This is a genomic window from Nocardioides solisilvae, from assembly GCF_003194625.1.
GTDB lineage: Bacteria > Actinomycetota > Actinomycetes > Propionibacteriales > Nocardioidaceae > Nocardioides > Nocardioides solisilvae.
This window is the reverse complement of record NZ_QHKX01000003.1, coordinates 765,378-789,459: the sequence shown is the minus strand read 5'-3', so window position 1 is coordinate 789,459 and position 24,082 is coordinate 765,378. Positions and strand designations below refer to the sequence as shown.

Genomic DNA, 24,082 nt, shown 5'->3' with positions numbered 1-24,082 from the left:
CCCCGAGGCGGCACAATGGGCGCGCGATGAGCGACGAGAGCACGGCCACCCCCGACCCCGCGGACGACCACGACCACGACGACGACCACCGGACTCCCTGGTGGCGGACCTTCCTCCACTGGCCCCGCTGGGCCCGGGTGACGACCTACACGGCGGTCGCCCTGGTGCTGGTCCTGCTCGCGGGCGTCGCGACGGCGGTGGTGATGGTGCGCCGCCCGCTGCCGCAGACCGACGGCGAGCTGGTCCTGCCCGGCCTGGCCGCCGACGTCGAGGTGCTTCGCGACGAGCACGGCATCCCGCAGCTCTACGCCGACACCGACGAGGACCTGCTCCGGGCCCAGGGCTACGTCCACGCCCAGGAGCGGTTCTTCGAGATGGACGTGCGCCGCCACGTCACCGCCGGCCGCCTGTCGGAGCTCTTCGGCGAGACCGCGCTCGAGACCGACAAGTACATCCGCACGATGGGCTGGCGTCGGGTCGCCGAGCAGGAGCTGACGCTCGTCTCCCCCGAGACACGCGGCGCGCTGGAGGCCTACGCCGCCGGGGTCAACGCCTACCTCGACGAGCACTCGCCCTCCCAGATCGCGGTGGAGTACACGCTGCTGGGCCTCACCGGCCTCAGCTACGCCCCGCAGGACTGGACGGCGGTGGACTCGCTGGCCTGGCTCAAGGCGATGGCGTGGGACCTGCGCGGCAACATGCAGGAGGAGATCGACCGTGTCGTCGCCTCGCTGGACAACGACGCGGAGACCGTCGACCTGCTCCACCCGCCGTACGACGCCGCGCGGCACGCGCCGATCGTCACTGGCGGGGCGGTGGTCGACGGCCGCTTCACCCAGGAGGGCTCGGTCCCGCCCGTGCTCGCCCCGGTGCCCGCCGAACCGGCCGCCGTGGCCGTCCTGGAGGAGGTCGGCAAGGGGCTGGCGGCGCTGCCGCCGATCCTGGGCCGCGGCGACGGCCTCGGCTCCAACTCGTGGGTCGTGTCGGGGGAGCGGTCGGCGACCGGGATGCCGCTGCTCGCCAACGACCCACACCTGGGGGTGAGCCTGCCCGGGATCTGGATGCAGATGGGGCTGCACTGCCGCGAGCGGACCCCTGACTGCACGCTCGACGTCTCGGGCTTCACGTTCTCCGGGCTGCCGGGCGTCGTGATCGGGCACAACGCCGACATCGCGTGGGGCTTCACCAACCTCGGCCCCGACGTCAGCGACCTCTACCTCGAGAAGGTCCGGGGCGACACCTGGACGCGCGCCGGCCGCCAGCTGCCGCTCGAGGTCCGCGAGGAGACGATCCGGGTCCGCGACGGCAAGGACTTCACGCTGCGGGTGCGCCGCACCAAGCACGGGCCGCTCATCTCCGACGTCTCCCAGGAGGCCAGCTCGGTGGGTGCCAACGCGGCGGCGGCCGACCGCCGGTCGGGGCGGGCGACGCCCGCCGAGGGGTACGCCGTGGCGCTGGCCTGGACCGCGCTCGAGCCCAGCACCACCGCCGACGCGATCCTCGAGCTCAACCGGGCCTCGGGCTGGGAGGAGTTCCGCGGGGCCGCCGCGAAGTTCGCCGTCCCCGCGCAGAACCTCGTCTACGCCGACACGCAGGGCAACATCGGCTACCAGGCGCCGGGCCTCGTGCCGGTCCGCCGGCCCGGCCACGACGGCCGGGTCCCCGCGCAGGGGTGGCTGCCCCGCAACGACTGGACCGGCGACCACGTCCCGTTCGACGCGCTGCCGTCGGTGCTCAACCCCGCGGAGGGCTTCGTCGTCACGGCCAACCAGGCCGTCGTGGGGGAGGAGTACCCCTACCGCCTCACCGACGACTGGGACCACGGCTTCCGCTCCGAGCGGATCCGCACCCTCCTGGAGGCCGAGCAGGACGTCACGCTCGAGGAGATGCTCGACATCCAGACCGACGAGCTCAACCCGATGGCCGAGGTGCTCGTGCCCTACCTGCTCGACCTCGACGAGCTGGAGACCCAGTACCAGCGCGACGGGCTCGACCTGCTGGCCGGGTGGGACGGCCAGGACGAGGCCGGCAGCGCGGCGGCGGCGTACTTCAACGTCGTCTGGTCCAACCTGCTCCGGCTGGCCTTCCACGACGACCTGCCCGACCGCATCCACCCGACGGGCGGCGACCGCTGGTTCACCGTGGTGGACCGGCTGCTCGACGAGCCCGCCCACCCGCTGTGGGACGACCGGGAGACCGAGGACGTCCGGGAGGTGCGTGACGACGTGCTGCGGCAGGCGGTGGTCGACGCCCGCGACGAGATGACCCGGCTGAGGTCGGTGCGGCCCTTCGAGTGGACCTGGGGCGACCTGCACCAGCTGGACCTGGAGAACCAGACGCTCGGCACCTCCGGGGTCGGGATCGTCGAGCGGCTCCTCAACCGGACCGGCTACGAGGTCGGCGGCGGCTCGTCGGTGGTCAACGCGACCGGGTGGGACGCCTCCGAGGGCTACACGGTGACCTCGGCGCCGTCGATGCGGATGGTGGTCTCCCTCGCCGACCTCGACCGCTCGCGGTGGATCAACCTCACCGGCGTCTCGGGCCACCCGGCCAGCGGCCACTACGTCGACCAGACCGAGCTCTTCGTCGAGGGCGGGACGCTGCCGTGGCCGTCGAGCCGCGAGGCCGTCGAGGAGGCGGCCGAGGACCGGCTGCTGCTCAGGCCGGACCGCCCGGACGGTGGGGAGGACTGACGCCCAGCAGCCGCACGCCGTCCGGGGTCGCGGCCGCCCGCACGGGGCGGTCGTGAGGCTCGGCCGGCACGGCGAGCCCCACCTCCTCGGCGTGCAGCAGGACGCAGGTCGCGACCCCGAGCGGGACCCGAGCCAGCGCGCGGTCGTAGGAGCCGCCGCCGCGGCCCAGCCGCACCCCCTCCGGCGAGACCGCGAGCCCCGGGACCAGCACCACGTCGGCCCGCGCGACGGCGTCGACGCCGAGCCGCGGCCCGACCGGCTCGAGCAGGCCGAGCCGGGCCGGGGCGAGCGAGGCCGGGCCGGCGTACGCCGCCCAGTCGAGGTCGCCGTCGGCGAGCAGCACCGGCAGCAGCACCCGGGTGCCGGAGGCGGCCAGCGCGTCGAGGAGGGGGCCCGTGCCGGGCTCGCCGCGGGTCGGGACGTACGCCGCCACGACGGCCGCGCGGCGTACCGGCGGCCACGCCGCGAGGTGGGCCCCCAGCCGCTCCCCGTCGCGCGCCGCGTCGGCGGGCGAGCGGCGGCGCCGGGCCGCCAGCACCCGGTCGCGCAGGGCGCCCTTGGCGGCGCGCACGGCGCTCGGGTCCGGAGTTCGGGGGACCTGCTTCTCGCTCACGCACCCCAGCCTACGATCGACCCATGGCTAGCAACCCACAGTCCGAGGGCCTCGTCCTGGCCACCGCGAAGATGCGGGAGGCGGGCGTCGACCAGGTCGCGATCGACACGTTCGCGCACTACCACCGGCTCCTCGAGCACGGTGAGACCGGGATGATCCCGGAGTCGACGATCGAGCCGCTGGAGATGGAGTCGCTGGCCGACGTCGAGGTCGACGAGGAGGCCGCGCGCGAGGCGGTCCGGGCGACGGTCTCGATCAAGCTCAACGGCGGGCTCGGCACCTCGATGGGGATGGACCGCGCCAAGTCGCTGCTCTGCGTGCGGCGCGGGCTGTCGTTCCTCGACATCATCTGCCGCCAGGTCCTCCACCTGCGCGAGCAGCACGACGCGCCGCTGCCTCTCGTCTTCATGAACAGCTTCCGGACCTCCGAGGACACGATGGCGGCGATCGCCCGCTACGACGCCCTCCCGGTCGAGGGGCTCCCCCTGGAGTTCCTGCAGAACAAGGAGCCCAAGCTGCTGGTCGACTCCCTCAAGCCGGTCACCTGGCCGCGGGAGCCCGACCTCGAGTGGTGCCCGCCCGGCCACGGCGACATCTACACCGCGCTGCGCGGCACGGGCCTGCTCCACCAGCTGATCGAGGCGGGCTACCGCTACGCCTTCGTCTCCAACTCCGACAACCTCGGCGCGACCCCCGACCCGCGGGTGGCCGGATGGTTCGCCGGCACCGGCGCGCCCTTCGCCATCGAGGCGGTCCGGCGCACCCCCTCGGACCGCAAGGGCGGCCACTTCGCGCGGCGCCGGTCCGACGGGCGGATCGTGCTGCGCGAGTCGGCGCAGACCCTCCCGGAGGACAAGGACGCGCTGGCCGACCTCGACCGGCACCGCTACACCTCCACCAACAACCTGTGGTTCGACCTGCGGGCGATGCAGGAGGCGTTGGACGCCCGCGACGGGATCCTCGGCCTGCCGCTGATCCGCAACGTCAAGACGGTGGACCCGGCCGACCCGTCCTCGCCCGAGGTGGTGCAGATCGAGACCGCGATGGGGGCCGCCATCGAGGTCTTCGCCGACGCCCGCACGATCGAGGTCGGTCGCGACCGGTTCGTCCCGGTCAAGACGACCAACGACCTGCTGGTGCTCCGCTCCGACATCTACGACCTGGGCGGCGACTTCGCCCTCGACCAGAGCGCCGACCAGGTGCCGTTCGTCGACCTCGACGCCTCCTACTACAAGCTGGTCGACGACTTCGACCGCCGGTTCCCCGAGGGTGCCCCGTCGCTGCGGGGCGCCTCGAGCCTGCGGGTCAACGGCGACTGGACCTTCGGCAAGGGGGTCACCCTGCGCGGCGAGGTCGAGCTCGACGCCGACTCGGCGCAGCGGGTGGAGCCCGGCGCGGTGATCGGCGGCGGGACCGACGAGGGCGCCCGGTCCGATGGCTGAGCCGGGCGGCGCCGGCTCGCTGACCGGGGTGCACGACCTCGTGCAGCGGGTGCTGGCCGGCGTCTCGCCCCTGCCCGACTTCCCGCAGCCGCTGATGGACGCGCTCGGGATGGCGGTCGCCGAGGACGTGCACGCCGAGGTGGCGCTGCCGAGCTTCGACAACTCCGCGATGGACGGGTACGCCGTTCGGCAGGCCGACGTCGCCGGCGCCACCCCCGAGGCCCCGGTGCGGCTGCCCGTGGTGGGCGAGATCGGCGCCGGACAGGCCCGGCTGCTCGCCCTCTCGCCCGGCACTGCGGCCAAGATCATGACCGGCGCCCCCATGCCCGCGGGCGCCGACTCGGTGGTGCCCTACGAGTGGACCGACCGGGGCGTGGCCGAGGTGGTCGTGGAGCGCGAGCCCCAGCTCGGCCAGCACGTGCGGCGGACCGGGGAGGACGTCTCGGTCGGCGACCTCCTGCTGGACCACGGCACGGTGATCGGCCCCCGTCACCTCGGGCTGCTGGCCTCCGTCGGGCGGGCCACGGTCCGCTGCCGGCCGCGGCCCCGGGTGGTGGTGATCTCCACGGGCTCGGAGCTGCGCGACCCCGGCACCGCGCTGGGCCACGACTCCATCTACGACGGCAACTCCTACCTGCTGGCCGCCGCCGCGCGCGCGGCGGGCGCGCTGGCCTACCGGGTCGGGATCGTGCCCGACGACCCCCGCACCTTCACCGACGCGCTGGGCGACCAGCTCGTCCGCGCCGACCTGGTGGTGACCAGCGGCGGCGTCAGCGAGGGCGACTACGACGTGGTCAAGGAGGCGCTTTCCGAGCTGGGCACGGTCTGGTTCGGCAAGGTGGCGATGCAGCCCGGCAAGCCCCAGGGCTTCGGCCACGTCGGGGAGGACCGGATCCCGGTGTTCACCCTGCCGGGCAACCCGGTCTCGGCCTACGTCTCCTTCCAGGTCTTCGTGCTCCCCGCGCTGCGCCGGATGATGGGCCGGCTGCCCTACGAGCGCCCCACCCGCCGCGCCCGCCTGACCCACCCGATCTCGTCGGCCCCGGGTCGGCGCCAGTTCGTCCGCGCGTCGTACGGCACCGACCGCGGCGGCGCCTTCGTCCAGCCCGTCGGCGGCCACGGCTCCCACCTGGTCGGCGACCTCGCGGCGTCCAACGCGCTCGTCGTCGTGCCCGAGGAGGCCACCGCGCTCTCCGCGGGGGAGATGGTCCAGGTGCTGTGCCTGGACGAGGACTTCTGAAGGAGGACCGGTGGACCGGCTGACCCACGTGGACGAGGCGGGCGCCGCCCGGATGGTCGACGTCTCCGCCAAGGAGGTGACCGCGCGCACCGCCGTCGCCTCCGGCCGGGTGCTGGTCAGCCCCGAGGTGGTGGCGCTGCTCCGCGGCGAGGGGGTGCCCAAGGGCGACGCCCTCGCGGTGGCCCGGATCGCCGGGATCATGGGGGCCAAGCAGACCCCCTCGCTGGTCCCGCTGTGCCACCCGCTGCAGGTCTCCTCGGTCACGGTCGACCTCGAGGTCGCCGACGACGCCGTCGAGATCGTGGCGACCGTCTCGACGAACGACCGGACGGGCGTGGAGATGGAGGCGCTGACCTCGGTCTCGGTCGCCGCGCTCACGGTCGTCGACATGGTCAAGGCGGTCGACAAGGGGGCCACCATCACCGACGTGCGCGTGGAGTCCAAGACCGGCGGCAAGTCGGGGGAGTGGCGGCGATGAGCCTGCCCGCCGGCGTCGTGGTCGCCTCCAACCGGGCGGCGGCCGGGGTCTACGCCGACGAGACCGGCCCGGTGATCGTCGACTTCCTGCGCGAGCAGGGGTTCGTCGTCGACGCCCCGGTCGTGGTCCCCGACGGTGAACCGGTCGCCGAGGCGCTCCGTGCGGCCGTCGCGGCCGGCGCCCGGGTGGTGCTCACCACCGGCGGGACGGGGCTGACCCCCACCGACCGCACCCCCGAGGCGACCCGCTCGGTCCTCGACCGCGAGGTCCCCGGGATCGCGGAGGCGATCCGAGCCCACGGCCTGGCCCAGGGGCAGCCCATGGCGATGCTCTCCCGCGGGTTGGCCGGGGTCGCCGGCGACTGCCTGGTGGTCAACCTCCCCGGGTCGCGCGGCGGGGTCCGTGACGGCCTCGCGGTCCTCGGGCCGGTCCTGCGCCACGCGGTGGAGCAGGTCGTCGGCTCCGACCACGACCGCGGCGCCTCGTGAGGCTCCCGGGGCGGCTCGGCTGGCCGACGTGGGTCACCGCCCCGCCGGCTCCCGGATGGCCCGCGCGCCTGCGCGACGGCGACCTCGTCGTGCGCCCCCTGGCGCTGGCCGACGAGCACGACTGGACCCGGGCCCGGCAGCGCAACGCCGACTGGCTGCGCCCGTGGGAGGCCACGGTGCCGCCGCGCGGCGACGTCCGCCCCACGACGTACCGCCAGCTCGTCCAGCGCCTGCACCGCGCCGCCCGGGAGGGCACCTCGATGCCGTTCGCCATCGAGGTCGAGGGCAGGCTGGTGGGCCAGGTGACGGTCAACAACATCGTCCGCGGCTCGGCACTCTTCGCCTCGGTCGGGTACTGGCTCGACCAGGCGGTGGCGGGGCGCGGGATCGTGCCCCGGGCGGTGGCGCTGGTCGTCGACCACTGCTTCGGCGCCGGTGGACTGCACCGGATCGAGGTCTGCGTGCGGCCGGAGAACAGCAACTCGCTGCGGGTGGTGGAGAAGCTGGAGCTGCGGGAGGTGGGCTACGCCCCCCGCTACCTGCACATCGACGGCGACTGGCGCGACCACCGCATCTTCGCCGTCACCGCCGAGGAGGTCCCGCTCGGCCTCCTCGCGCGGCTCCGCGCCTCCGGTGGTTGAGGAGCGAGCGCAGCGAGCGTCTCGAAACCACTTCGCTCGGCTCCGCGCCTCCGGTGGTTGAGGAGCGAGCGCAGCGAGCGTCTCGAAACCACCAGTCACAGGAGTTGTTCTGCGACACACCCTTGACATCCGCCCCAACTCCGGTCGTCGAACCTAACCTCGGACTCGTGGACCTGAGCGCACTCATCTTCGTCGCCCTCGCCGTGGCGTGGGCCGCCTACCTCGTGCCCAAGGCGATCAAGCACCACGACGAGGTGCAGCGGACGCGTTCGGTCGAGCGGTTCTCGCGCACCATGCGGGTGCTCGCGCGCCGCGAGCCGGTCAGCTCCCGCGACTCGCGGCTCGTGGTCACGCCCGGGCGTGCGCCGTCGGTGCCCGTCATCGAGACCAAGGGGCCGGCCCCCACGGTCGTGGTCGTGGCCGCGCGTCGGGCCGCCGCCAACCGCGCCGCCCGGCGCCGCCGCAACGTCCTCAGCGTGATCCTGCTCGGCCTGGTCGTCGTCACCGCGCTCGCCGCGGCGAGCGTCTTCTCGTGGTGGTACGTCGCCGTCCCCGGCGCCGTCCTCGTCGCCTGGCTGGTCGCCTGCCGGCTGATGGTCCGCCAGGAGCGGGGTCTGCCGCTCGCGAAGCCCTCCCGACCGGCCCGGACGACCCCCGCCGCCCCCGGCCGCGTGGTCGCCGTCGAGGACGCCCCGACCACCGACGTCCCCGTGGTGCCGGCCGCCCTCCCCCAGGACGACGAGCACGCGCCCGTCGCCGCCGCCCCCGACGTGGTGGTCCAGGACCCGTCGATGTGGGACATGGTGCCGGTCACCCTCCCGACGTACGTCTCCAAGCCGGCGGCCGCCCGCCGGACCGTGCAGACCATCGACCTCGACTCCACCGGCGTCTGGACCTCGGGCCGCACCGACGAGGACGCGGCGATCGCGCGGGCCGCCGACGAGTCCGCCCGCGAGGAGCAGGGGCGCGGCGACAACGGCGAGCAGCGCCGGGCCGTCGGCTCCTGAAACCCGATTGGAACGCGGCCCGACGCGGGTGCTAACGTTCCGTCTCGCTTGGGGCTGTGGCGCAGTTGGTAGCGCGTCTCGTTCGCAATGAGAAGGTCAGGGGTTCGAATCCCCTCAGCTCCACCAGCACCAGGAACCGCCTCCCCGCCCCGGCGGGGAGGCGGTTCCTTCTTTTCCCGGGAGGATCTGTGACCAGGCTGCTCGCCCTGATGCTTCTCGTCGCCGCCCTGCTCGCGGGCTGCGGCACCGACGAGCCGCAGGACCGGGCCGCCGGCTCGGCCCAGTCCCCGCCCGGCGCCGCGGCCGACGCCCTGCTGGCCGAGCACGGCCTCGACGGCATGGAGGCCGTCGAGATCGTCGACCACCTGGACCGGATGCCGGTGGCAGCACGGCCGACCGACCTGATGGCCTCGGTCCGGCCGGACGTCCTGGTGCTCAGCGCCGACGGCACGGAGGTCGGCATGGAGCTGCCGGAGGACGAGTTCTACCTCTCCTTCGCCCCGTGGGTCGAGGAGACGCACGACTGCTTCCACCACTCGCTCACCACCTGCCGCGGCGAGCTCCGGTCGGAGCAGCTGGAGGTGCGGATCGTCGACGAGACGCACGACGAGGTCCTGGTCGACGAGGTGCTGACCTCGTTCGACAACGGCTTCGTCGGGGTCTGGCTGCCTCGCGACATCGAGGCCACGCTGCGGGTCGACCACGACGGCCGGGTGGGGGAGACGCGGATCTCGACCGACGTCGAGGCGCCCACCTGCCTCACGACGCTGCGGCTGGCCTGAGCCGCCGAGGCGGCTGAGCCTCGGGGCCGCCGGACAGGGTGCCACGCGCGCTGGCGCGACCCCTGGCGCGACCCCTGGCGCGACCCCTGGCGCGCTGGCATGCTGCCGGGATGAGTCAGACGCCGCGGGACTACACCCGGATGCCCCCGTTCCCCCCGCCGGAGGAGCGGGTGGCGCTCCAGCTCGAGGACGACACCGAGCGCTACGGCGGTCCCGGTGGAGGTGGCGTCGAGTCGCCCGGGATCGTCGACGGGGACGGCGACTGAGCGTCCGCGTCCCGCGGGCCTCGCGCGTCCCGGTCGCCCTCAGCCGGCGCTGGGCAGCGGGGGGCTGACGGTGTAGCTGACCATGCTCGTGCCGTCGTCGTTGCCGACGGCCTGGAACGAGACCCGGTGGGCGGGGGTCGAGAGGTCGACGACGACCCGCTCGTCCGTCTCCTCCCGGTCGTCCTCGACGAAGCCGTCGTCGAGCAGCTGGGCGACGGCCGTGCTGACCGTCGCGTCCCGCTCCGCCTCCGACCGGGCGAGCACCAGCCACGTGCCGGCGTCCTGCGTCACCGACATGATCTCGCCGTCGATGACCGAGACCTCGGCGGGGAACTCCTTCGGCAGCCCGGTCGAGGACTGCCCGCCCTTGCCGCCGCCCTTGCCGCCGCCCTTGCCGGCGCCCTTGCCCTTGCCGGCGCCCTTCCCCTGGCCCGTGCCCCCGGCCGGGGTCTCCGCGTCCGTGGCCGCGGGGGTCTCCGCCGTGCCGGTCTCGTCGTCGTCGTCGCTGGAGCAGCCGCCCAGGGCGAGTGCCGCCACCGCGGTCCCGGTCGCGATCGCGCGTGCCAGAGTCCTCATGTCCCCACCTCCCGTGTCCGGCCCGCCCTCCACGGGCCGGGGCAAGGATGGCAGTCCGGCCAGGCCCGGGACGGGGGCGTCTCAGGAGAGGGTCGCGCCCGCCGCCCGCAGGCGGGTGGCGACCTCCGCCATCCCGGGGTCGCCGCTGCGCTGGAGCGCGGCCTCGAGGGGCGTGCACTCGTCGAAGACGGAGCGGAGCACGGGCGAGGCGCCGGAGTCCAGCAGCAGGGTCGCAACGTCGGCGTGCCCGGCGAGGAGGGCGGTGACGAGGGCGGTGGACTGGAACTCCGGGTGCGCGAAGTCGACGTCCACGCCCTGTCCCACGTGGAAGCGGACCAGCTCGAGGTCGCCACGGCGGGCCGCGGCGTACATGTCCTTCCAGTCACCACCCGACACGCGGAGGAGCCTGCCACAGGCGCCCGGTCGCGCGCAGCCGGTCGGCGTACCGAAGAAGGGGGGTGGCGCCCCGGGCGACCGCTCGCCATGCTGGCCGGGACGGTCCGCGGGGGACCGCGGGACGTGAGGGGACGACGATGCGCCTGAGGACTGGACTGGCGGGTGCGGTAGCCCTCGCGGCGGCGCTGGCGACGGTGACGGGCACGCCGGCGGGGGCGGTCCTCGCCCCCGGGGCGGCCGGGGCGGCCGGCCAGCCGCCCTCCCGGGTCGTGGTGGTCGACGGGACCGGGGACGTCTGGCGCGCCGACCGGCGCACCGACGAGTGGTGGGAGGTCGGCGACGTGCCGGAGATCGACCTGCGCCGGACGGTGGTGCGCCACACCGCCGACCGGGTGGTCGTCCAGAGCCGCTTCGTCGACCTCCAGCCGGGGAACCGCACGACCTTCTGGGTCGGGTTCGCCCTCCCGGGGCGGACCTTCGCCTTCTCGCGCATCGTCGCCCGCCGCGGGCAGGCCAGGGGCGGGCACAACCTGCTGCGCGAGCCGGGCGGGGCCAAGATCGACTGCGACGGGCTGGGTCACTTCGTCGACCGCGACCTGGACCTCGTGACGATCGAGGTGCCGCGCTCCTGCCTGGGGGAGCCGGCGTGGGTGCGGGCCAACGTGAGCGCCCAGCTCGTGCGCCGGGGGGCGCCCAACTTCCCCTACGCCGACACCGTCCACAGCGACCGGGCGACCAGCAACCGCGCCACCCCGCGGGTCTGGGCGCCCCGCTGACCCGTCGGCACCCCGGACGTCATCAGGCGGGGTCGTCCGCGCGACCGCCCGTGACGACGTCCTCGAGGGGGGAGCCCGAGGCCTGGTCGCCGGTCTGCACCGCCCACAGCTGCGCGTAGGCGCCCCCGGAGACGACCAGCTCGTCGTGGGTGCCGTGCTCGACCACCCGGCCGGCGTCGAGCACCCAGATGCGGTCGGCGTGCCGGACGGTCGAGAGGCGGTGCGCCACCACCAGCGCCGTGCAGTCGGCCGTGGCCACCCGCAGGGAGCGCTGGATCGCCGCCTCGGTCTCGTTGTCCACGGCGCTGGTCGCCTCGTCGAGCACCAGCACGGCGGGCCGGCGGAGCAGCGCCCGGGCCAGGGCGAGCCGCTGCCGCTGGCCGCCCGAGAGGGTGACGCCGCGCTCGCCGACAGGGGCGTCCAGGCCGCCCGGCAGCGCCTCGACGAACTCCCACGCGGCGGCGGCCTCGGCGGCGGCCCGGACCTCCTCGCGGGTGGCGTCGGGGCGGCCGTAGGCGATGTTCTCCGCGATGGTCCCGGCGAAGAGGTAGACGTCCTGGGCGACGTAGCCGGTGGAGCCGCGCAGCGACTCCCAGTCGAGGTCGCGCACGTCCTGGCCGTCGAGCAGCACGGCGCCGGCCCGCGGGTCGTCGAACCGCATCACGAGGCGCAGCAGGGAGGACTTGCCGGCGCCGGTCGGCCCGACCACGGCGTGGGTCTCCCCGGCGGGGACCACCAGGTCGATCCCGTGCAGCACGTCGGGCCCCTCGCCGTACCCGGCCCGGACGCCGCGCAGCTCGAGGCGGCCGCGGACCGGCTGGGGCAGGGAGGAGCCGCCCGCCGGCACCTGGCTGGTCTCCTCGAGGAGCGCGAGGATCCGCACGGTGGAGGCGCGGCCGCGCTGGTAGAGGTCGAGGACCTCCGCCACCCGGGTCAGCGGCCAGAGCAGGCGCTGCGTCATGAAGACGAGCACCGAGTAGACGCCCAGCTCGAGCCGGCCGTCCAGGGTGGCCCAGCCGCCGAGCAGCAGGGTGGCGGTGAAGCCCGCGAGGATGGCCAGCCGGACCAGCGGCACGAACGCCGCCGAGGAGCGGATGGCGTCCGTGTTGGCGTCGCGGTAGGCGGCCGAGACCGCGCGCACCCGCTCGCGCTCGCGGTCCTCCGCGGTGAACGCCTTGATGGTGGTGATGCCCGCCAGGTTGGCGCTCAGCGTCCCGGAGAGGTCGGCGACCGCCTCGCGGACCCGGGCGTAGAGCGGCTCGAGGCGGCGCTGGAAGACCAGCGAGCCGAGCACGATGAGCGGGATGGGCAGGAACGCCAGCAGCATGAGCTGCCAGGAGGCCGCGGCGAAGATGGCGCCGACGAGGACGACGTTCAGCGCGGTCTGCAGGATCTGCGGCGCCCCGACGTCGAGGAACCGCTCGAGCTGGTTGACGTCGTCGTTGAGGGTGGCCAGCGTCGTCCCCTGCGGCCGGCCCTCGTGCCAGCCGACGTCGAGGTGCTGGGCGTGGTCGTAGGCCTCGACCCGCAGGTCGTGCTCGACCCCCTGGGCCAGACCGCGCCACAGCACGTCGGCGACGTACTGGCTGAGCGACTCCACCAGCCACACCGCCACGTTGACCGCGGCGATCCAGCCGAGCTGGGCGTGCCGGGACTCCACCCCCAGCAGCGTGGCGACGAACGAGGCGTCGCCGCGCACGACGACGTCGACCGCCGCGCCGATGAGGATCTCGGGCATCACGTCGGCGACCTTGTTGACCGTCGAGGTCGCGACCGCGGCGACGAAGCGGCCCCGGTAGGCGCGGTGGCGCTGCCAGAGCGCGCGCAGGGGCCGGTCCTGCGGGGTGGGGGAGGGCATGCGGACGATCCTAGGAAGGGGGTCCTGCGCGTTTGCCTCCCGGGCGCCCAGCCGGTTCAATCGACGACCGACCGCCCTCCACCCCGACAGGACCCATGCTCGACTTCCTCTGGCTCCGCGAGCTCCTGGCCGTGGTGACGACCGTGCTGGGCGGCGCGCTGCCGTCGGCGCCCGTCGTGCCCGCGACGCCGGTGGTGGCGCCGGTCGCGCAGGCCCCGCAGGGGGAGGTCTTCTTCGACGACTTCGCGCCCACGGAGACCGGAGCCCCCGCGGAGCACTGGGAGCACCTCGCCAGCTCGACGCCGGAGCGCACCCCGCTGACCGTGGAGGACGGGCGCACCGTCGTCCGGGTGCGCCCCGAGGGCAACCTGATCAGCCGGGAGCCGGTCCCGCTCACCGTCGGCACCACCTACCGGGTGACCGCCGCCGTGAAGATGCCGCGCCGGACCGGCACGCACCCCGCCTTCTGGCTCCGCGGCCTGCACGCAGACCGGGTCGGCGAGATCGACGTGGTGGAGAGCTGGGGCGGCGAGGGGCGCTGCCGCGTCCAGGTCGCCTTCTACTGGCGCTACTTCCCGCGGACCGGCCCGATGGAGTGCGTCGGCGACCGCTACCCGGCCGACATGTCGGGCTGGCACGAGTACGCCGCCGAGTTCACCTACGCGGGCCCGGGGCTGGACCCCGCGACGGCGGCGGCGACCCCGACCCGCCTCTTCGTCGACGGCCGGGAGACCTGGTCGGCGCCGCACTCCCCGGTGGCGCCGGAGCACCTGCGGCTGCAGCACAAGCGCAACTGCGACGACGCCCTCCAGCCCTCCTGCGGGGTGCCGGAGGGCGACCTCTCGGGTTCGTCGATGTACGTCGACTGGGTCCGGGTCGAGGTGGTGGGGCGCGGCCAGGCGGCCTTCCAGCCCTCCGGCGTCCACGCGGTCCGCCCGGGCGCCACGGGCGCGATGGAGCTGCACGCCCTGGACGCGGAGCAGGGCTTCGGGGGCTTCGCCGCCCAGACCGCGATCCCGCTCTTCGTCCGCGACTGGCGGCTGACCCGCGGCGACCACGACGGCGACCGGGTGGAGGACCTCTACGCCGTGGACCCCTCCGGCACGGTGCACGTCCTGGACGGCGCATCCGGCTTCCAGGGCTTCCTCGCCCACGACGTCGTGGTCGGCGCCGTGGACCTCTCCGCCGCGGCCGGGGCGCGGGTCGCCGCCGGGGACGCCGACGGCGACGGCCGCGCCGACCTCCACGTGCTGACCCGCGACGGCGCCGGCCGGACGGTCGTCACGGTGCTGGGCGCCGCCTCGGGGTTCCACGAGGTGCTGGCCACCCACACCACCCCGCTCGCCGGCCTCGACGACCCGCGCTGGGTCACCGCCCTGGGCGACCACGACGGGGACGGCGTCGCCGACCTGCACGTCGTGGACCTCGCCGGGCCCAGCGGCCAGGTCGAGGTGCACGTGCTGGGCGGGGCCACCGGCTTCGCGACCTACCTGACCCAGACCGCCACCGTCCTGCCCGCGGTGGACCCCGCCACCTGGACCGCCACCCTCGCCGACCACGACGGCGACGGCCGGGTCGACCTGCAGCTCGTCGACCGCGACGACCAGGGCCGCACCGCGGTCCACGTGCTCGGTGCCGCCTCGGGGTTCCAGCAGCTCCTCACCCAGCAGCTCAGCGCGCTGGAGGCGACCCCCGAGGGCGACTGGCTGCTCTTCTGAGCGCCGCGTCACCGCCCCCGCGGGGTCGGTGCGGACCCGTGCGGGCCGGTGCGGGTCCGTTTGCCGGCCCGCCCCCGGGGGTACGTCCGCTGGGCCGCTCAGGAAGTCGGGCGGCGAGGCACCACGTCCAGGAGAGCTGCATGTCGCTGCGCGTGCTGTCGGTCCCGTCGGGTCATGTCTACGTGCGCCACCTGGCGCCGCCGGCGCGAGCCACGGATGCCGGGGCAGGTCCACGTCCGGGCCCGGAGGGCGCGTCGGACGACGTCGTCCGCCTGCCCGACCCACCGGTCCCCGGCGACGTCCCGTCGGCCCAGTGGTGGCCCCCGCCCTCCCTGGACCCCGACTGGGTGCGGGAGCACCGGGACTCCTTCGACCTGGCCCACCTGCACTTCGGCTTCGACGCGCGCTCGCCCGAGGACCTGCGCGCCTGGGTCGAGGCGCTGCGCGAGTGCGGCAAGCCCTTGGTCTACACGGTCCACGACCTGCACAACCCCCACCACCGCGACAGCGCCCTGCACGACGCCCAGCTCGACGTGCTGGTGCCGGCCGCCGACGCCCTGGTCACCCTGACCCGAGGGGCGGCCGCGGAGGTGGCGCGCCGCTGGGGCCGCGAGCCGCTGGTGCTGCCGCACCCTCACGTCGTCCCCGAGGAGATGCTGGGCGCCCCGCGGCCCGAGCACGACGGCTTCGTGGTCGGCGTGCACCTCAAGAGCCTGCGCGCCGGGATGGAGCCGGTGCCGGTCGTCGACACCCTCGTCAAGGTGCTGGCGCCGCTGCCCGACGCGACGCTGCGCGTCGACGTCCACACCGACGTGATGACGCCCGGCTCCCGCAACCACGACCCCGAGGTCGCGGGCCTGCTGACCGCGCTCGCGGCCGACGGGCTGGTCGAGCTGTCGGTGCACGACTTCTACTCCGACGACGAGCTGTGGGACTACCTGCGCGGGCTGGACCTCTCGGTGCTGCCGTACCGCTTCGGCACCCACTCCGGGTGGCTCGAGGCCTGCCACGACCTCGGCACCGCGGTCGCCGCGTCGACCTGCGGGTACTACGCCGACCAGCGCCCCTGCCTCTCCTACCGCCTCGACCGCGACGGCCTCGACGTCGCGAGCCTCGAGACGGCCGTGCTGACGGCGTACGCCGACCGCCCGCGCTGGCAGGCCGACCCGGCGGAGCGTCGTGCGGAGCGGGAGCGGATCGCCGCGGAGCACCACCACCTCTACGCCTCGGTGCTGGGCCGGTGAGGCGCCACGGCCTCACCGTCGCGATCGTGGCGGACTCCCGCTACCCGATCGCCGAGCCCTTCGCCGGCGGCCTGCAGGCGATGACCTGGCACCTCGCGCGGGGACTGGCGGCCCGCGGGGTGGGCGTCCGGGTCTGCGCGGCGCCCGGCAGCGACCCCCAGCTGGGCGTGGAGGAGCTGGCCGTGCGGCCGGCGCGGGTCAGCGCGCTGGCGCGCGCCGACGTCTCGATGCCGCCGGAGGAGTGGCTGGAGCAGCACCACGCCTACCTCCGCCTCATGCTCGACCTCTCACGGCGCGGCGACGTGGGGCTGGTGCACAACAACTCGCTGCACCACCTCCCGGTGGCGATGGCCGACGCCCTGCCGATGCCCATGCTCACGACGCTGCACACCCCGCCCACGCCGTGGCTGGAGCCCGCGATCGACCAGTCGCAGGCGGCGCACAGCCACTTCGTGGCGGTCAGCGACTTCACTGCCCACCAGTGGTCCCACGTGACGCGGGCCGGCGTGGTGCCCAACGGGATCGACACCCGGCTCTGGCCCGAGGGTCCCGGCGGCGACGACCTGGTCTGGTTCGGCCGGGTCGTCCCCGAGAAGGGGCTGCACCTGGCCCTGGACGTGGCCCGGCGCGCGGGACGCCGCCTCGTCGTGGCCGGACCGGTGGTCGACCACGCCTACTGGCGCGACCACGTCGAGCCCCACCTGGGCCGCGACGTGCACTACGCCGGTCACCTGCGCCAGGCCGCGCTGGCCGAGCTGGTGGGACGCAGCGCGGTGGCGCTGGTGACGCCCGACTGGGACGAGCCCTACGGCCTCGTCGCGGCCGAGGCGCTCTCCTGCGGCACGCCCGTGGTCGGCTTCGCCCGGGGCGGGCTCCCCGAGGTGGTGGACGCCGCGAGCGCCCGGCTGGTCGCGGCCGGCGACGTCGAGGCGGCAGCCGCCGCCGTGCCCGAGGCGGCACGGCTCGACCGGGCCGCGGCGCGCCGTCGGGCGGTCACGGCCTGCTCGGTGGAGGCGATGGTCGACCGCTACCTGCGGCTCTACGCCCGGCTGGGGGCGGAGGAGGCGGCGTGATCGGCTGGTACGTCCACCACCACGGCGCCGGCCACCTGCACCGAATGCTCGCCGTCACCGCCCACCTCGACGAGGAGGTCACGGTGCTGAGCTCGCTGCCGCGCCCCGACGACTGGGACGGCGGCTGGGTGCGGCTCGAGCGCGACGACGCCCTCGGGCCGCAGGGGCGCGACGTGACGGCCCGCGGGGCCCTGCACTGGGTGCCCCGCCACGACGCGGGCCTCGCCGCCCGCTCCGCCCAGCTCGCCGCCTGGGTCGCCGAGGCCCGCCCGAGGCTCGTGGTCGTCGACGTCTCGGTCGAGGTGACCCTCCTGGCCCGGCTCTGCGGCGCCCCGGTGGTGGTCGTCGCGATGCCCGGGGACCGGGGCGACCGGCCCCACCGGCTCGGGTACGACGTCGCGGAGCTGCGGGTGGGTGCCTGGCCCCCCGAGGCGACCGAGCTCGTGCCGGGGCCCGTGGAGGGGTCCCGCGCCGCCCCGCTGCACGCCGTGGGGGCGATCAGCCGCTTCGACGGGCGCCCGCCGGCCGGCCCGCGGCGCCCGGGCACGGCGTACCTGCTGTGGGGTAGCGGCGGGGCCCACGACCGCGAGGAGCTGCTGGCCCGCCTGCGGCGCGCCGACCCGCGACGCGAGTGGATCGGGCAGGCCAGCACCGCCGACCCCGACGAGGTCTGGCGTCACCTGTGCACCGCCGAGGTCGTCGTCACGCACGCGGGCCAGAACGCCGTCGCCGAGGTGGCCGCGGCGGCGGCGCCCGCGGTGGTCGTCGCCGACCCCCGCCCCTTCGACGAGCAGGAGCACACGGTGGCCCGGCTGGAGCGGCTCGGGATCGGCGTCCCCCTCGTGGGCTGGCCGGACGACGCGCGGCTGCCCGGGCTGCTGGACCGGGCGGCGGCGGCCGGGGGAGCCGCCTGGGGCCGCTGGCACGACGGCAAGGGCGCCCGGCGCTTCGCCGACCTCCTGGCGGGCTGGACCCCGGCGTGAGGGTCTCCGTCGCGACCGTGGTGGCGGGGCGCCACGAGCACCTGGCCCGGCAGCACGGGTCGCTGCGCCGGGGCGAGCGGGTCCCCGACGAGGTCGTCGTGGTCTCGATGGGCGACCCCGGCGTGGCCGACGTCGTGGCCGACGGCCCGCTCGCCGCGCGCAGCCGGGTGCTCGAGGTGGCGACCGAGGACGGCCGGCTCCCGCTGGCGCGGGCGCGCAACCTCGCGGTCGACGAGGCGTGGCGCCGGGGCGCCGACCTGGTCGTGCTGCTCGACGTCGACTGCCTGGCCGCCCCCCGGATGCTCTCCCGCTACGCCGAGGCCGCGGTCCGGCACGCCGACGCCCCGGCCGTGCTGTGCGGCCCCGTCGCCTACCTCCCGCCGGCGCGCGACCCGGGGGAGGGGTACGCCGCCGACGAGCTCGCCGCGGCCCGGCCGCACGCCGCACGGCCCGCCCCCGCCGAGGGGGAGCTGCTGCCGGTCGAGGACTGGCGGCTCTTCTGGTCGCTCTCCTTCGCCGTCGGACCGGCCGCCTGGCGGGCGCTGGGCGGCTTCGACGAGGCGTACCGGGGCTACGGGGGCGAGGACACCGACCTGGGCCAGCGGGCGCGCGCCGCGGGGCTGCCGGGCTGGTGGGTGGGCGGGGCGCTCGCCCTGCACCAGTGGCACCCCGTCGAGGACCCGCCCGTGCGCCACCTCGACGACATCCTGCGCAACGGCGCCCTCTTCGCCGACCGATGGGGCTGGTGGCCGATGGAGGGCTGGCTCACGGCGTTCGAGGAGCGCGGCCTGGTGCGCCGCACGCAGACGGGCTGGGAGGGCGTGACCTGAGGGTCACGCGCTCCCAGCCCGTGGTCGGACGTCGCCCCGCGGGGCGACGGCTCACTTCTTGAAGGCGTCCTTGACCTTCTCGCCGGCCTGCTTGAGGTCGGCCACCGACTGGTCCGCCTTGCCCTCGGCCTGGAGGTCGCGGTCGTTGGTCGCGTCGCCCGCCGCCTCCTTGCCCTTGCCGGAGAGCTTGTCGGTGGCGTTGGAGATCTTGTCGTCGAGACCCATGGGTCTTCCTCCTCGTGTTGGGGACACCCTGGACGTACCCGAAGGGGCCCGGACCATGCGGTCCGGGCCCCTTCGGGTCACGTCGTGGGCGACGCGGTCAGGCCGCGGAGGCCTCCATCGCCGTCCTGAGCTTCGTCAGGGTGGCGCTGAGGAGCCGGGAGACCTGCATCTGGGTGACGCCGATCTCGGCACCGATCTCTGCCTGGGTCTTGCCGCCGGCGAAGCGCAGCTCGAGGATCCGGCGCTCACGCTCGGTCAGGGTGGCCAGCACCGGCTCGAGGGCGGCACGGGCCTCAGCGGCGTCGAAGCCGAACTCGTCCTCGCCGAGGGAGTTGCCGAGCTCGTTGGCCTCGCCCGGCGTCAGCGGGGCGTCGAGGGAGCTGGGCACGAAGCAGCCGCTCGCCCCCAGGGCCTCCAGCACCAGGTCGAGCTCGACGCCCAGGTGGGCCGCGATCTCGCGGGGACGCGGCGAGCGGCCCAGCTCCTGGACCAGCGCCTCCTCGGCCCCGTTGATGGCCGCCTGCATCTCCTGGATGGAGCGCGGGGGGCGGACCATCCAGCCGCGGTCCCGGAAGTGCCGGCGCAGCTCACCACGGATGGTGGGCACGGCGAAGCTCAGGAAGTCCCGACCCTTGTCGGCCTGGAAGCGGCGCACGGCCTTGACCAGCCCGAGGCAGGCGACCTGCTCGAGGTCGTCGAGGTCGATGCCGCGGTTGCGGTAGCGCCGGGCGACGTCCCGCGCCACCTCGACGTTGAGCTCGACGACGAGCTCCTCGATCTCACGACGCTCGTCGCCCTCCTTGGTGGCCGCCTTCTCGAGCAGCTGCGCGGTGGCAGCACGACGGTCGGCGGGGTCGGGCCAGATGTTCTCGACGCCAGCCTTGCTGGCAAGCTTCTGCAACACGGGTAACCTCCCAGAATTGGGGGTTGACGTGGCAACGACTTCTCGACCACTCGCCCTAGGTAAGCACGCGAAATCCCGCTGTGCAAGGCGAGAAAAGAAGAATAAAAAACTTCTTTCGAAGAGGTTTCAGACCCCCTGGATGGGGGCATCAAACCATGAGGTTCTGGGCCTTGTAGACGAGGGCACGGGCCACCTCGGCGACCCGGACGTTGGTGTCGTTCGACAGCTTGACGAGGACCTTGAAGGCCTCGTCGGGGGTGCAGCCGCGGTCGGCCATCACGAGGCCCTTGGCCTGCTCGATGGTGGCGCGCGAGGTGAGCGCCTCCCGCAGCTGGGAGACCTCCCGCCCGAGGTTGGCGATCCGCTCGACCGCGCGGCCGAAGGCCTCGATCCGCGCCTCGTCGGCGGGCTCGTCGAGGAAGAGGCCTCCACCGGTGGCCTCCCGCACCGCCTGGATGGCGGACAGGGCCTCCGGGGTGGGCGGCTCGACGGGGCGGACCCGGTTGATCACGCCGCGCACGCCCGAGCCGTGGAGCAGGGGCCGGTTCATCGGCAGCCAGTAGCGGGTGAGGAAGCGGCCGCCCTCGCGCGCCCGGTCGGGGATGTCGTAGCGCTGCACGAGCATGTGGTGCAGCCGGCCCTCGCGCAGCACGCGCTCGGCCGAGGCGCGGAGCTCGACGTGGCCGTCGCTCTCCGGCTCCTCGGGGTTGGCCGGGAAGACGTCGAAGAGGCCGAACGAGAGCAGCTCGTCCTCGACCATCCCCGAGAGGGTGAGGTACGCCGGGTTGACGGCGCGGACGACGAGGTCCTCGTCCAGGACGCACAGGGCGTCGGGTGAGGTGAGGAACGCCTCGTCCTTGCGGACTGTCTCGAGCTCGATGGTCATGCCGATTCTCCGTACAGCAGTGGTACCAGAAGCTCGCGGCAGAACCTCTTCTCGCTCATTCAACCACCCGGGCACACATTCGCGCAGCCACGGCAGCCGGGGGAGGGAGCGCCCCGGGTTTCCGGCCCGGCGCCCCGGGGTACGCCGCGCGGGTGAGCGACCCGATCTGGCTCGACGGCCGACGCGCCGTCGCGCACCCTCCGCTGGCCGCCGACACCGAGGCCGACGTGCTGGTGGTGGGGGCCGGGATCACGGGCCTCAGCACCGCCTGGGAGCTCTCCCGGGCCGGCAGCCGCGTGGTGCTGCTGGAGGCGCGCGAGATCGGGACCAGCACCACCGGCGGCTCGACCGCCAAGGTCAGCGCGCTGCAGGGCACGACGTACTCGCAGATCGCCGACCGCGCCGACCTCGCGTCGGCCCGCGCGTACGCCGAGTCCCAGCGGATGGCCGTCGAGCACCTGGCGGGCGTCGTCGCGCGGATCGGGGCCGACGTGGGGCTGCAGCGCCGCACCAGCTGGCTCTTCGCCGAGGACGAGCAGGAGGCGGCCGCGCTGCGGCGCGAGGCCGAGGTCCTGGCCGGGTGCGGGCTCCCGGTGCGCACCGGGAGCGACCCGGGGCTGCCCTTCGACGTCACCGAGACCCTCCGGCTCGAGCACCAGCTGCTCGTCGACCCCGTCGCCTACCTCGACGCGCTGGCCGCCGACTTCGTCCGCGCCGGCGGGGTCCTGCACGAGCAGAGCCGGGTCGTCGAGCTCGACACCGGCGACCCGCACCGGGCCGTCACCCAGCAGGGCTTCACGGTGCGCGCCCCCCACGTGGTGGTGGCCACCCACTTCCCGGCGTTCTCCGAGGGAGTGCTCTTCGCCCGGCTCAAGACCCACCGCGAGCACGTGCTCAGCGGCCCGCTGCCCGCGGGGGCCCAGCTGGGGGACATGTACGTCGGGGTCGGTCCCGACTCGCCCGCGCTGCGCCCCGCCACCGGGTCGGACGGGCCCGAGCTCCTGGTCTCGGGCGCGCCGCACATGCCCGGCAAGGAGAGCGCCGCCGTCCGGCTCAGCGACCTCATGGGGTGGGCCCGCGACCGCCTGCCGGGCTACCGGGTGACGCGGCAGTGGTCGGCGCAGGACCACGACTCGCCCGACCGCATCCCGTTCATCGGCGAGCTGCGACCGGTCACCCGGCCCGGCTCCGGCGTCTGGGGCGCCACCGGGTTCGGCGGCTGGGGGATCGCCAACGGCGTGCTGGCCGGTGTCCTGCTGAGCGACCTCGTGCTCGACCCCGAGCTCTCCCGGGCCGGGGGCCGCGAGCTGGGCTGGCGCGACCTCTTCACCGTCGGCCGGGCCCGCTGGGCGGCCGAGAGCCGGCACCTGGCCCAGCAGGGCGCCGCCTTCGTCGGGCACGCGGTGACCGGACGCCTGGTCGCCGCGGGGAGCAGCGTGCTCCCCGGCTCGGCCGAGGACCTGGCGCCCGGCACCGCCGGACGCTTCCAGCGCGGGGTCGACGTGGTCGCCGCCTACCGGGACCGCGACGGCGTGCTCCACCAGGTCTCGGCCGCGTGCACCCACATGGGCTGCCTGGTCTCCCTCGACGAGACGGCCGAGAAATGGCAGTGCCCCTGCCACGGCTCGCGGTTCGAGCTCGACGGGCAGGTCCTCGAGGGGCCGGCCACCACGCCCCTGCGGCGGATCGAGGGCTGAGCGCCGCCGAGCGGGTCGGGCTGAACGCCCCGGCCGGATCGAGGGCTGAGCGCCCTAGCGGTCAGGGGCGCAGCTTGGGCGGCAGCACCTTGTGGGTGCCGTCGCACCACGGCGCGGTCTCGGTCTTGCCGCACCGGCAGACCGCGCTGACCGGGCGCTGGGTGCGGACCAGGTTGCCCTGGCCGTCGTCGACGAGGTGGTCGCCGCGCAGCAGCATCGGCCCGCCGGGGCAGATGACGACGTCGGCGTGCGCGATCCCCGCGGGCGGTTCCACGGACCGGCTCATGCCGCCGCCTCCCACCGGTCGAGGAAGTGCCGGGCGATCCGCTCCTCCTGGTCGAGGCAGGCGAACGCGCCGAGCACCACGTCGTCGAGCAGCTCGGGCGACTCGGCGACCAGCGCCCCGCAGATGGTCCGCACGGCCAGCTGCTCGTGGACCGCGTCGGCCTCCACGTGCTCGCGGTAGTAGTGCTGCATCGCGTCGGCCAGGTCGAGGCGGTCGAGCCCCTGGGCGATCCGGCGGCTGGGCAGCGAGCTGGTCACCTCGAAGGCGGCCAGGTGGCCGAGCGCGGCGCCGCGGAGCCGGCGGTGCAGCCCGAAGAGGCTCATCACGTTGTTCTGCTCCAGCACCTCGGTGGGCGCCTGCGCCACGTAGGCGCCGTACGTCGGGTCCAGGCCGCAGGCCGCCATCCCCCGGGCGAAGAGGTGGGCGTGCAGCCGGTTGGGGTCGCCGCCGCCGTACTCGTCGTACTGCAGCTCCACGAGCGCGGCCTTGGCGGCGGTGCCCAGCCGCGGGATCGCCCAGGAGACCGGGTCGGACTCCTTGAGGTGGTAGACCGAGCGCGCCCGCAGCAGCTCGAGGAACTGCTCGCGGGTGGCGTGGCGGTGCAGGTACGGCGAGAGCGCGGCGCCCTCGTGCTCGTCGCAGATCCGGAAGATCTCCTCCACCGACTCCGCGGAGGTGCCCGACTTGGCGAAGCGGGTGCGCAGGTCCTGCTCGAGGTCGTCCTCCAGGTGGCGGCGCAGCCCGAGCAGCGTGGCGTCCCACTCCATCCGGTCGTCGACGCCGTCGAAGCCGCGGTAGTGCAGCTCGTAGAGCATCCACAGCGCCAGCGCGGCGTCGTGGTGGTCGTCGGCGACGGGGGAGGGCCGCGAGGCCAGGGGCCGGGTGCTCGACCCGGCGAGGGCGTCTCGGACGCGGTGGCTCAGGGTCCCGCGCGGAGGAGGCAGCTGCATGGTCGCGCCGTACCCCGCGCCCCCCGCGCC

25 protein-coding genes and 1 tRNA gene are annotated in these 24,082 nt (G+C 75.0%); 17 read left to right on the top strand and 9 right to left on the bottom strand.

Annotation, left to right across the window (positions count from 1 at the left end; all coding sequences use genetic code 11):
• Nucleotides 1–26 precede the first annotated feature (26 nt).
• On the top strand, nt 27–2,693 hold the full coding sequence (locus DNK53_RS15115) for a penicillin acylase family protein (RefSeq protein ID WP_110183099.1): 2,667 nt from the start codon (nt 27–29) through the stop codon (nt 2,691–2,693).
• Here the strand turns inward: DNK53_RS15115 and DNK53_RS15110 are convergent.
• Entirely contained in the window at nt 2,659–3,306 is a 648-nt protein-coding gene (locus tag DNK53_RS15110; protein WP_239456554.1) for a 5-formyltetrahydrofolate cyclo-ligase, read from the bottom strand. The genes DNK53_RS15115 and DNK53_RS15110 overlap by 35 nt on opposite strands.
• Nucleotides 3,307–3,329: 23 nt before the next feature.
• Here DNK53_RS15110 and DNK53_RS15105 point away from each other — a divergent pair, with 23 nt between their 5' ends.
• From DNK53_RS15105 to DNK53_RS17620, 9 genes are all read left to right on the top strand, one after another.
• Nucleotides 3,330–4,748 carry a UTP--glucose-1-phosphate uridylyltransferase gene (locus DNK53_RS15105; protein WP_110183097.1) on the top strand — a complete coding sequence of 473 codons (1,419 nt, stop codon included), beginning with the start codon at nt 3,330–3,332 and terminating at the stop codon, nt 4,746–4,748.
• Nucleotides 4,741–5,988, top strand: coding sequence for a molybdotransferase-like divisome protein Glp (gene glp / locus DNK53_RS15100; protein WP_110183096.1), 1,248 nt, complete (start codon nt 4,741–4,743; stop codon nt 5,986–5,988). The genes DNK53_RS15105 and glp overlap by 8 nt, the downstream gene beginning before the upstream one ends.
• A gap of 10 nt (nt 5,989–5,998) precedes the next feature.
• Nucleotides 5,999–6,466: a cyclic pyranopterin monophosphate synthase MoaC gene (gene moaC / locus DNK53_RS15095; RefSeq protein ID WP_275425761.1), complete on the top strand. Its 468-nt coding sequence runs from the start codon at nt 5,999–6,001 to the stop codon at nt 6,464–6,466.
• The gene (locus DNK53_RS15090; protein WP_110183202.1) at nt 6,463–6,954 is read left to right on the top strand and encodes a MogA/MoaB family molybdenum cofactor biosynthesis protein; all 492 of its coding nucleotides are present in this window, start codon (nt 6,463–6,465) and stop codon (nt 6,952–6,954) included. Before moaC ends, DNK53_RS15090 begins: the two co-directional genes overlap by 4 nt.
• Nucleotides 6,951–7,595: a GNAT family N-acetyltransferase gene (locus DNK53_RS15085; protein WP_204163943.1), complete on the top strand. Its 645-nt coding sequence runs from the start codon at nt 6,951–6,953 to the stop codon at nt 7,593–7,595. Before DNK53_RS15090 ends, DNK53_RS15085 begins: the two co-directional genes overlap by 4 nt.
• Nucleotides 7,596–7,762: 167 nt before the next feature.
• Entirely contained in the window at nt 7,763–8,602 is an 840-nt protein-coding gene (gene sepX / locus DNK53_RS15080) for a divisome protein SepX/GlpR (protein WP_110183095.1), read from the top strand.
• 50 nt (nt 8,603–8,652) lie between these two features.
• Nucleotides 8,653–8,728: transfer RNA gene (locus tag DNK53_RS15075), tRNA-Ala, on the top strand.
• Between the two features lie 62 nt (nt 8,729–8,790).
• The gene (locus DNK53_RS15070; protein ID WP_110183094.1) at nt 8,791–9,384 is read left to right on the top strand and encodes a CueP family metal-binding protein; all 594 of its coding nucleotides are present in this window, start codon (nt 8,791–8,793) and stop codon (nt 9,382–9,384) included.
• A 110-nt stretch (nt 9,385–9,494) separates the two neighbouring features.
• Nucleotides 9,495–9,650 (top strand): hypothetical protein, encoded by a 156-nt coding sequence (locus tag DNK53_RS17620; RefSeq protein ID WP_162599971.1) that lies wholly within the window; start codon nt 9,495–9,497, stop codon nt 9,648–9,650.
• A 39-nt stretch (nt 9,651–9,689) separates the two neighbouring features.
• Here DNK53_RS17620 and DNK53_RS15065 read toward each other — a convergent pair whose 3' ends face one another.
• Nucleotides 9,690–10,226 carry a hypothetical protein gene (locus DNK53_RS15065; RefSeq protein WP_110183093.1) on the bottom strand — a complete coding sequence of 179 codons (537 nt, stop codon included), beginning with the start codon at nt 10,224–10,226 and terminating at the stop codon, nt 9,690–9,692.
• An 81-nt stretch (nt 10,227–10,307) separates the two neighbouring features.
• A complete protein-coding gene (locus DNK53_RS15060) occupies nt 10,308–10,622 on the bottom strand; it encodes an ankyrin repeat domain-containing protein (protein ID WP_162599970.1) in 315 nt (104 codons plus the stop codon).
• Between the two features lie 137 nt (nt 10,623–10,759).
• On the opposite strand from DNK53_RS15060, the gene DNK53_RS15055 reads away from it, so the two are divergent.
• On the top strand, nt 10,760–11,398 hold the full coding sequence (locus DNK53_RS15055) for a hypothetical protein (RefSeq protein WP_162599969.1): 639 nt from the start codon (nt 10,760–10,762) through the stop codon (nt 11,396–11,398).
• 22 nt (nt 11,399–11,420) lie between these two features.
• Here DNK53_RS15055 and DNK53_RS15050 read toward each other — a convergent pair whose 3' ends face one another.
• Nucleotides 11,421–13,256: an ABC transporter ATP-binding protein gene (locus tag DNK53_RS15050; RefSeq protein ID WP_110183090.1), complete on the bottom strand. Its 1,836-nt coding sequence runs from the start codon at nt 13,254–13,256 to the stop codon at nt 11,421–11,423.
• 95 nt (nt 13,257–13,351) lie between these two features.
• Between DNK53_RS15050 and DNK53_RS15045 the strand changes: the two genes are divergently transcribed.
• From DNK53_RS15045 to DNK53_RS15025, 5 genes are all read left to right on the top strand, one after another.
• The gene (locus DNK53_RS15045; RefSeq protein WP_110183089.1) at nt 13,352–14,974 is read left to right on the top strand and encodes a glycoside hydrolase family 16 protein; all 1,623 of its coding nucleotides are present in this window, start codon (nt 13,352–13,354) and stop codon (nt 14,972–14,974) included.
• 140 nt (nt 14,975–15,114) lie between these two features.
• Nucleotides 15,115–16,218 (top strand): glycosyltransferase, encoded by a 1,104-nt coding sequence (locus tag DNK53_RS15040; RefSeq protein WP_204163942.1) that lies wholly within the window; start codon nt 15,115–15,117, stop codon nt 16,216–16,218.
• 26 nt (nt 16,219–16,244) lie between these two features.
• Complete coding sequence (locus DNK53_RS15035; RefSeq protein WP_204163941.1) at nt 16,245–17,291, top strand: glycosyltransferase; 1,047 nt, start codon at nt 16,245–16,247, stop codon at nt 17,289–17,291.
• Nucleotides 17,288–18,274, top strand: a complete 987-nt coding sequence (locus tag DNK53_RS15030) for a glycosyltransferase (RefSeq protein WP_110183087.1) — start codon at nt 17,288–17,290, stop codon at nt 18,272–18,274. Before DNK53_RS15035 ends, DNK53_RS15030 begins: the two co-directional genes overlap by 4 nt.
• On the top strand, nt 18,271–19,104 hold the full coding sequence (locus tag DNK53_RS15025; RefSeq protein WP_110183086.1) for a glycosyltransferase family 2 protein: 834 nt from the start codon (nt 18,271–18,273) through the stop codon (nt 19,102–19,104). Before DNK53_RS15030 ends, DNK53_RS15025 begins: the two co-directional genes overlap by 4 nt.
• Before the next feature lie 51 nt (nt 19,105–19,155).
• Here the strand turns inward: DNK53_RS15025 and DNK53_RS15020 are convergent, their stop codons facing one another.
• The 3 genes from DNK53_RS15020 to DNK53_RS15010 form a co-directional block, all read right to left on the bottom strand.
• Nucleotides 19,156–19,329 carry a CsbD family protein gene (locus DNK53_RS15020; RefSeq protein WP_110183085.1) on the bottom strand — a complete coding sequence of 58 codons (174 nt, stop codon included), beginning with the start codon at nt 19,327–19,329 and terminating at the stop codon, nt 19,156–19,158.
• Nucleotides 19,330–19,426: 97 nt separating this feature from the next.
• Nucleotides 19,427–20,233 (bottom strand): SigB/SigF/SigG family RNA polymerase sigma factor, encoded by an 807-nt coding sequence (locus DNK53_RS15015; RefSeq protein WP_239456553.1) that lies wholly within the window; start codon nt 20,231–20,233, stop codon nt 19,427–19,429.
• Between the two features lie 148 nt (nt 20,234–20,381).
• Nucleotides 20,382–21,119 carry an ANTAR domain-containing protein gene (locus DNK53_RS15010; RefSeq protein ID WP_110183084.1) on the bottom strand — a complete coding sequence of 246 codons (738 nt, stop codon included), beginning with the start codon at nt 21,117–21,119 and terminating at the stop codon, nt 20,382–20,384.
• 152 nt (nt 21,120–21,271) lie between these two features.
• Between DNK53_RS15010 and DNK53_RS15005 the strand changes: the two genes are divergently transcribed.
• Entirely contained in the window at nt 21,272–22,816 is a 1,545-nt protein-coding gene (locus tag DNK53_RS15005; RefSeq protein ID WP_110183083.1) for an FAD-dependent oxidoreductase, read from the top strand.
• A gap of 61 nt (nt 22,817–22,877) precedes the next feature.
• On the opposite strand, the gene DNK53_RS15000 is transcribed toward DNK53_RS15005, so the two are convergent.
• Both DNK53_RS15000 and DNK53_RS14995 read right to left on the bottom strand, forming a co-directional pair.
• The gene (locus DNK53_RS15000; RefSeq protein ID WP_110183197.1) at nt 22,878–23,102 is read right to left on the bottom strand and encodes a CDGSH iron-sulfur domain-containing protein; all 225 of its coding nucleotides are present in this window, start codon (nt 23,100–23,102) and stop codon (nt 22,878–22,880) included.
• Nucleotides 23,099–24,052 carry an iron-containing redox enzyme family protein gene (locus DNK53_RS14995; RefSeq protein ID WP_110183196.1) on the bottom strand — a complete coding sequence of 318 codons (954 nt, stop codon included), beginning with the start codon at nt 24,050–24,052 and terminating at the stop codon, nt 23,099–23,101. The genes DNK53_RS15000 and DNK53_RS14995 overlap by 4 nt, the downstream gene beginning before the upstream one ends.
• Nucleotides 24,053–24,082 lie beyond the last annotated feature (30 nt).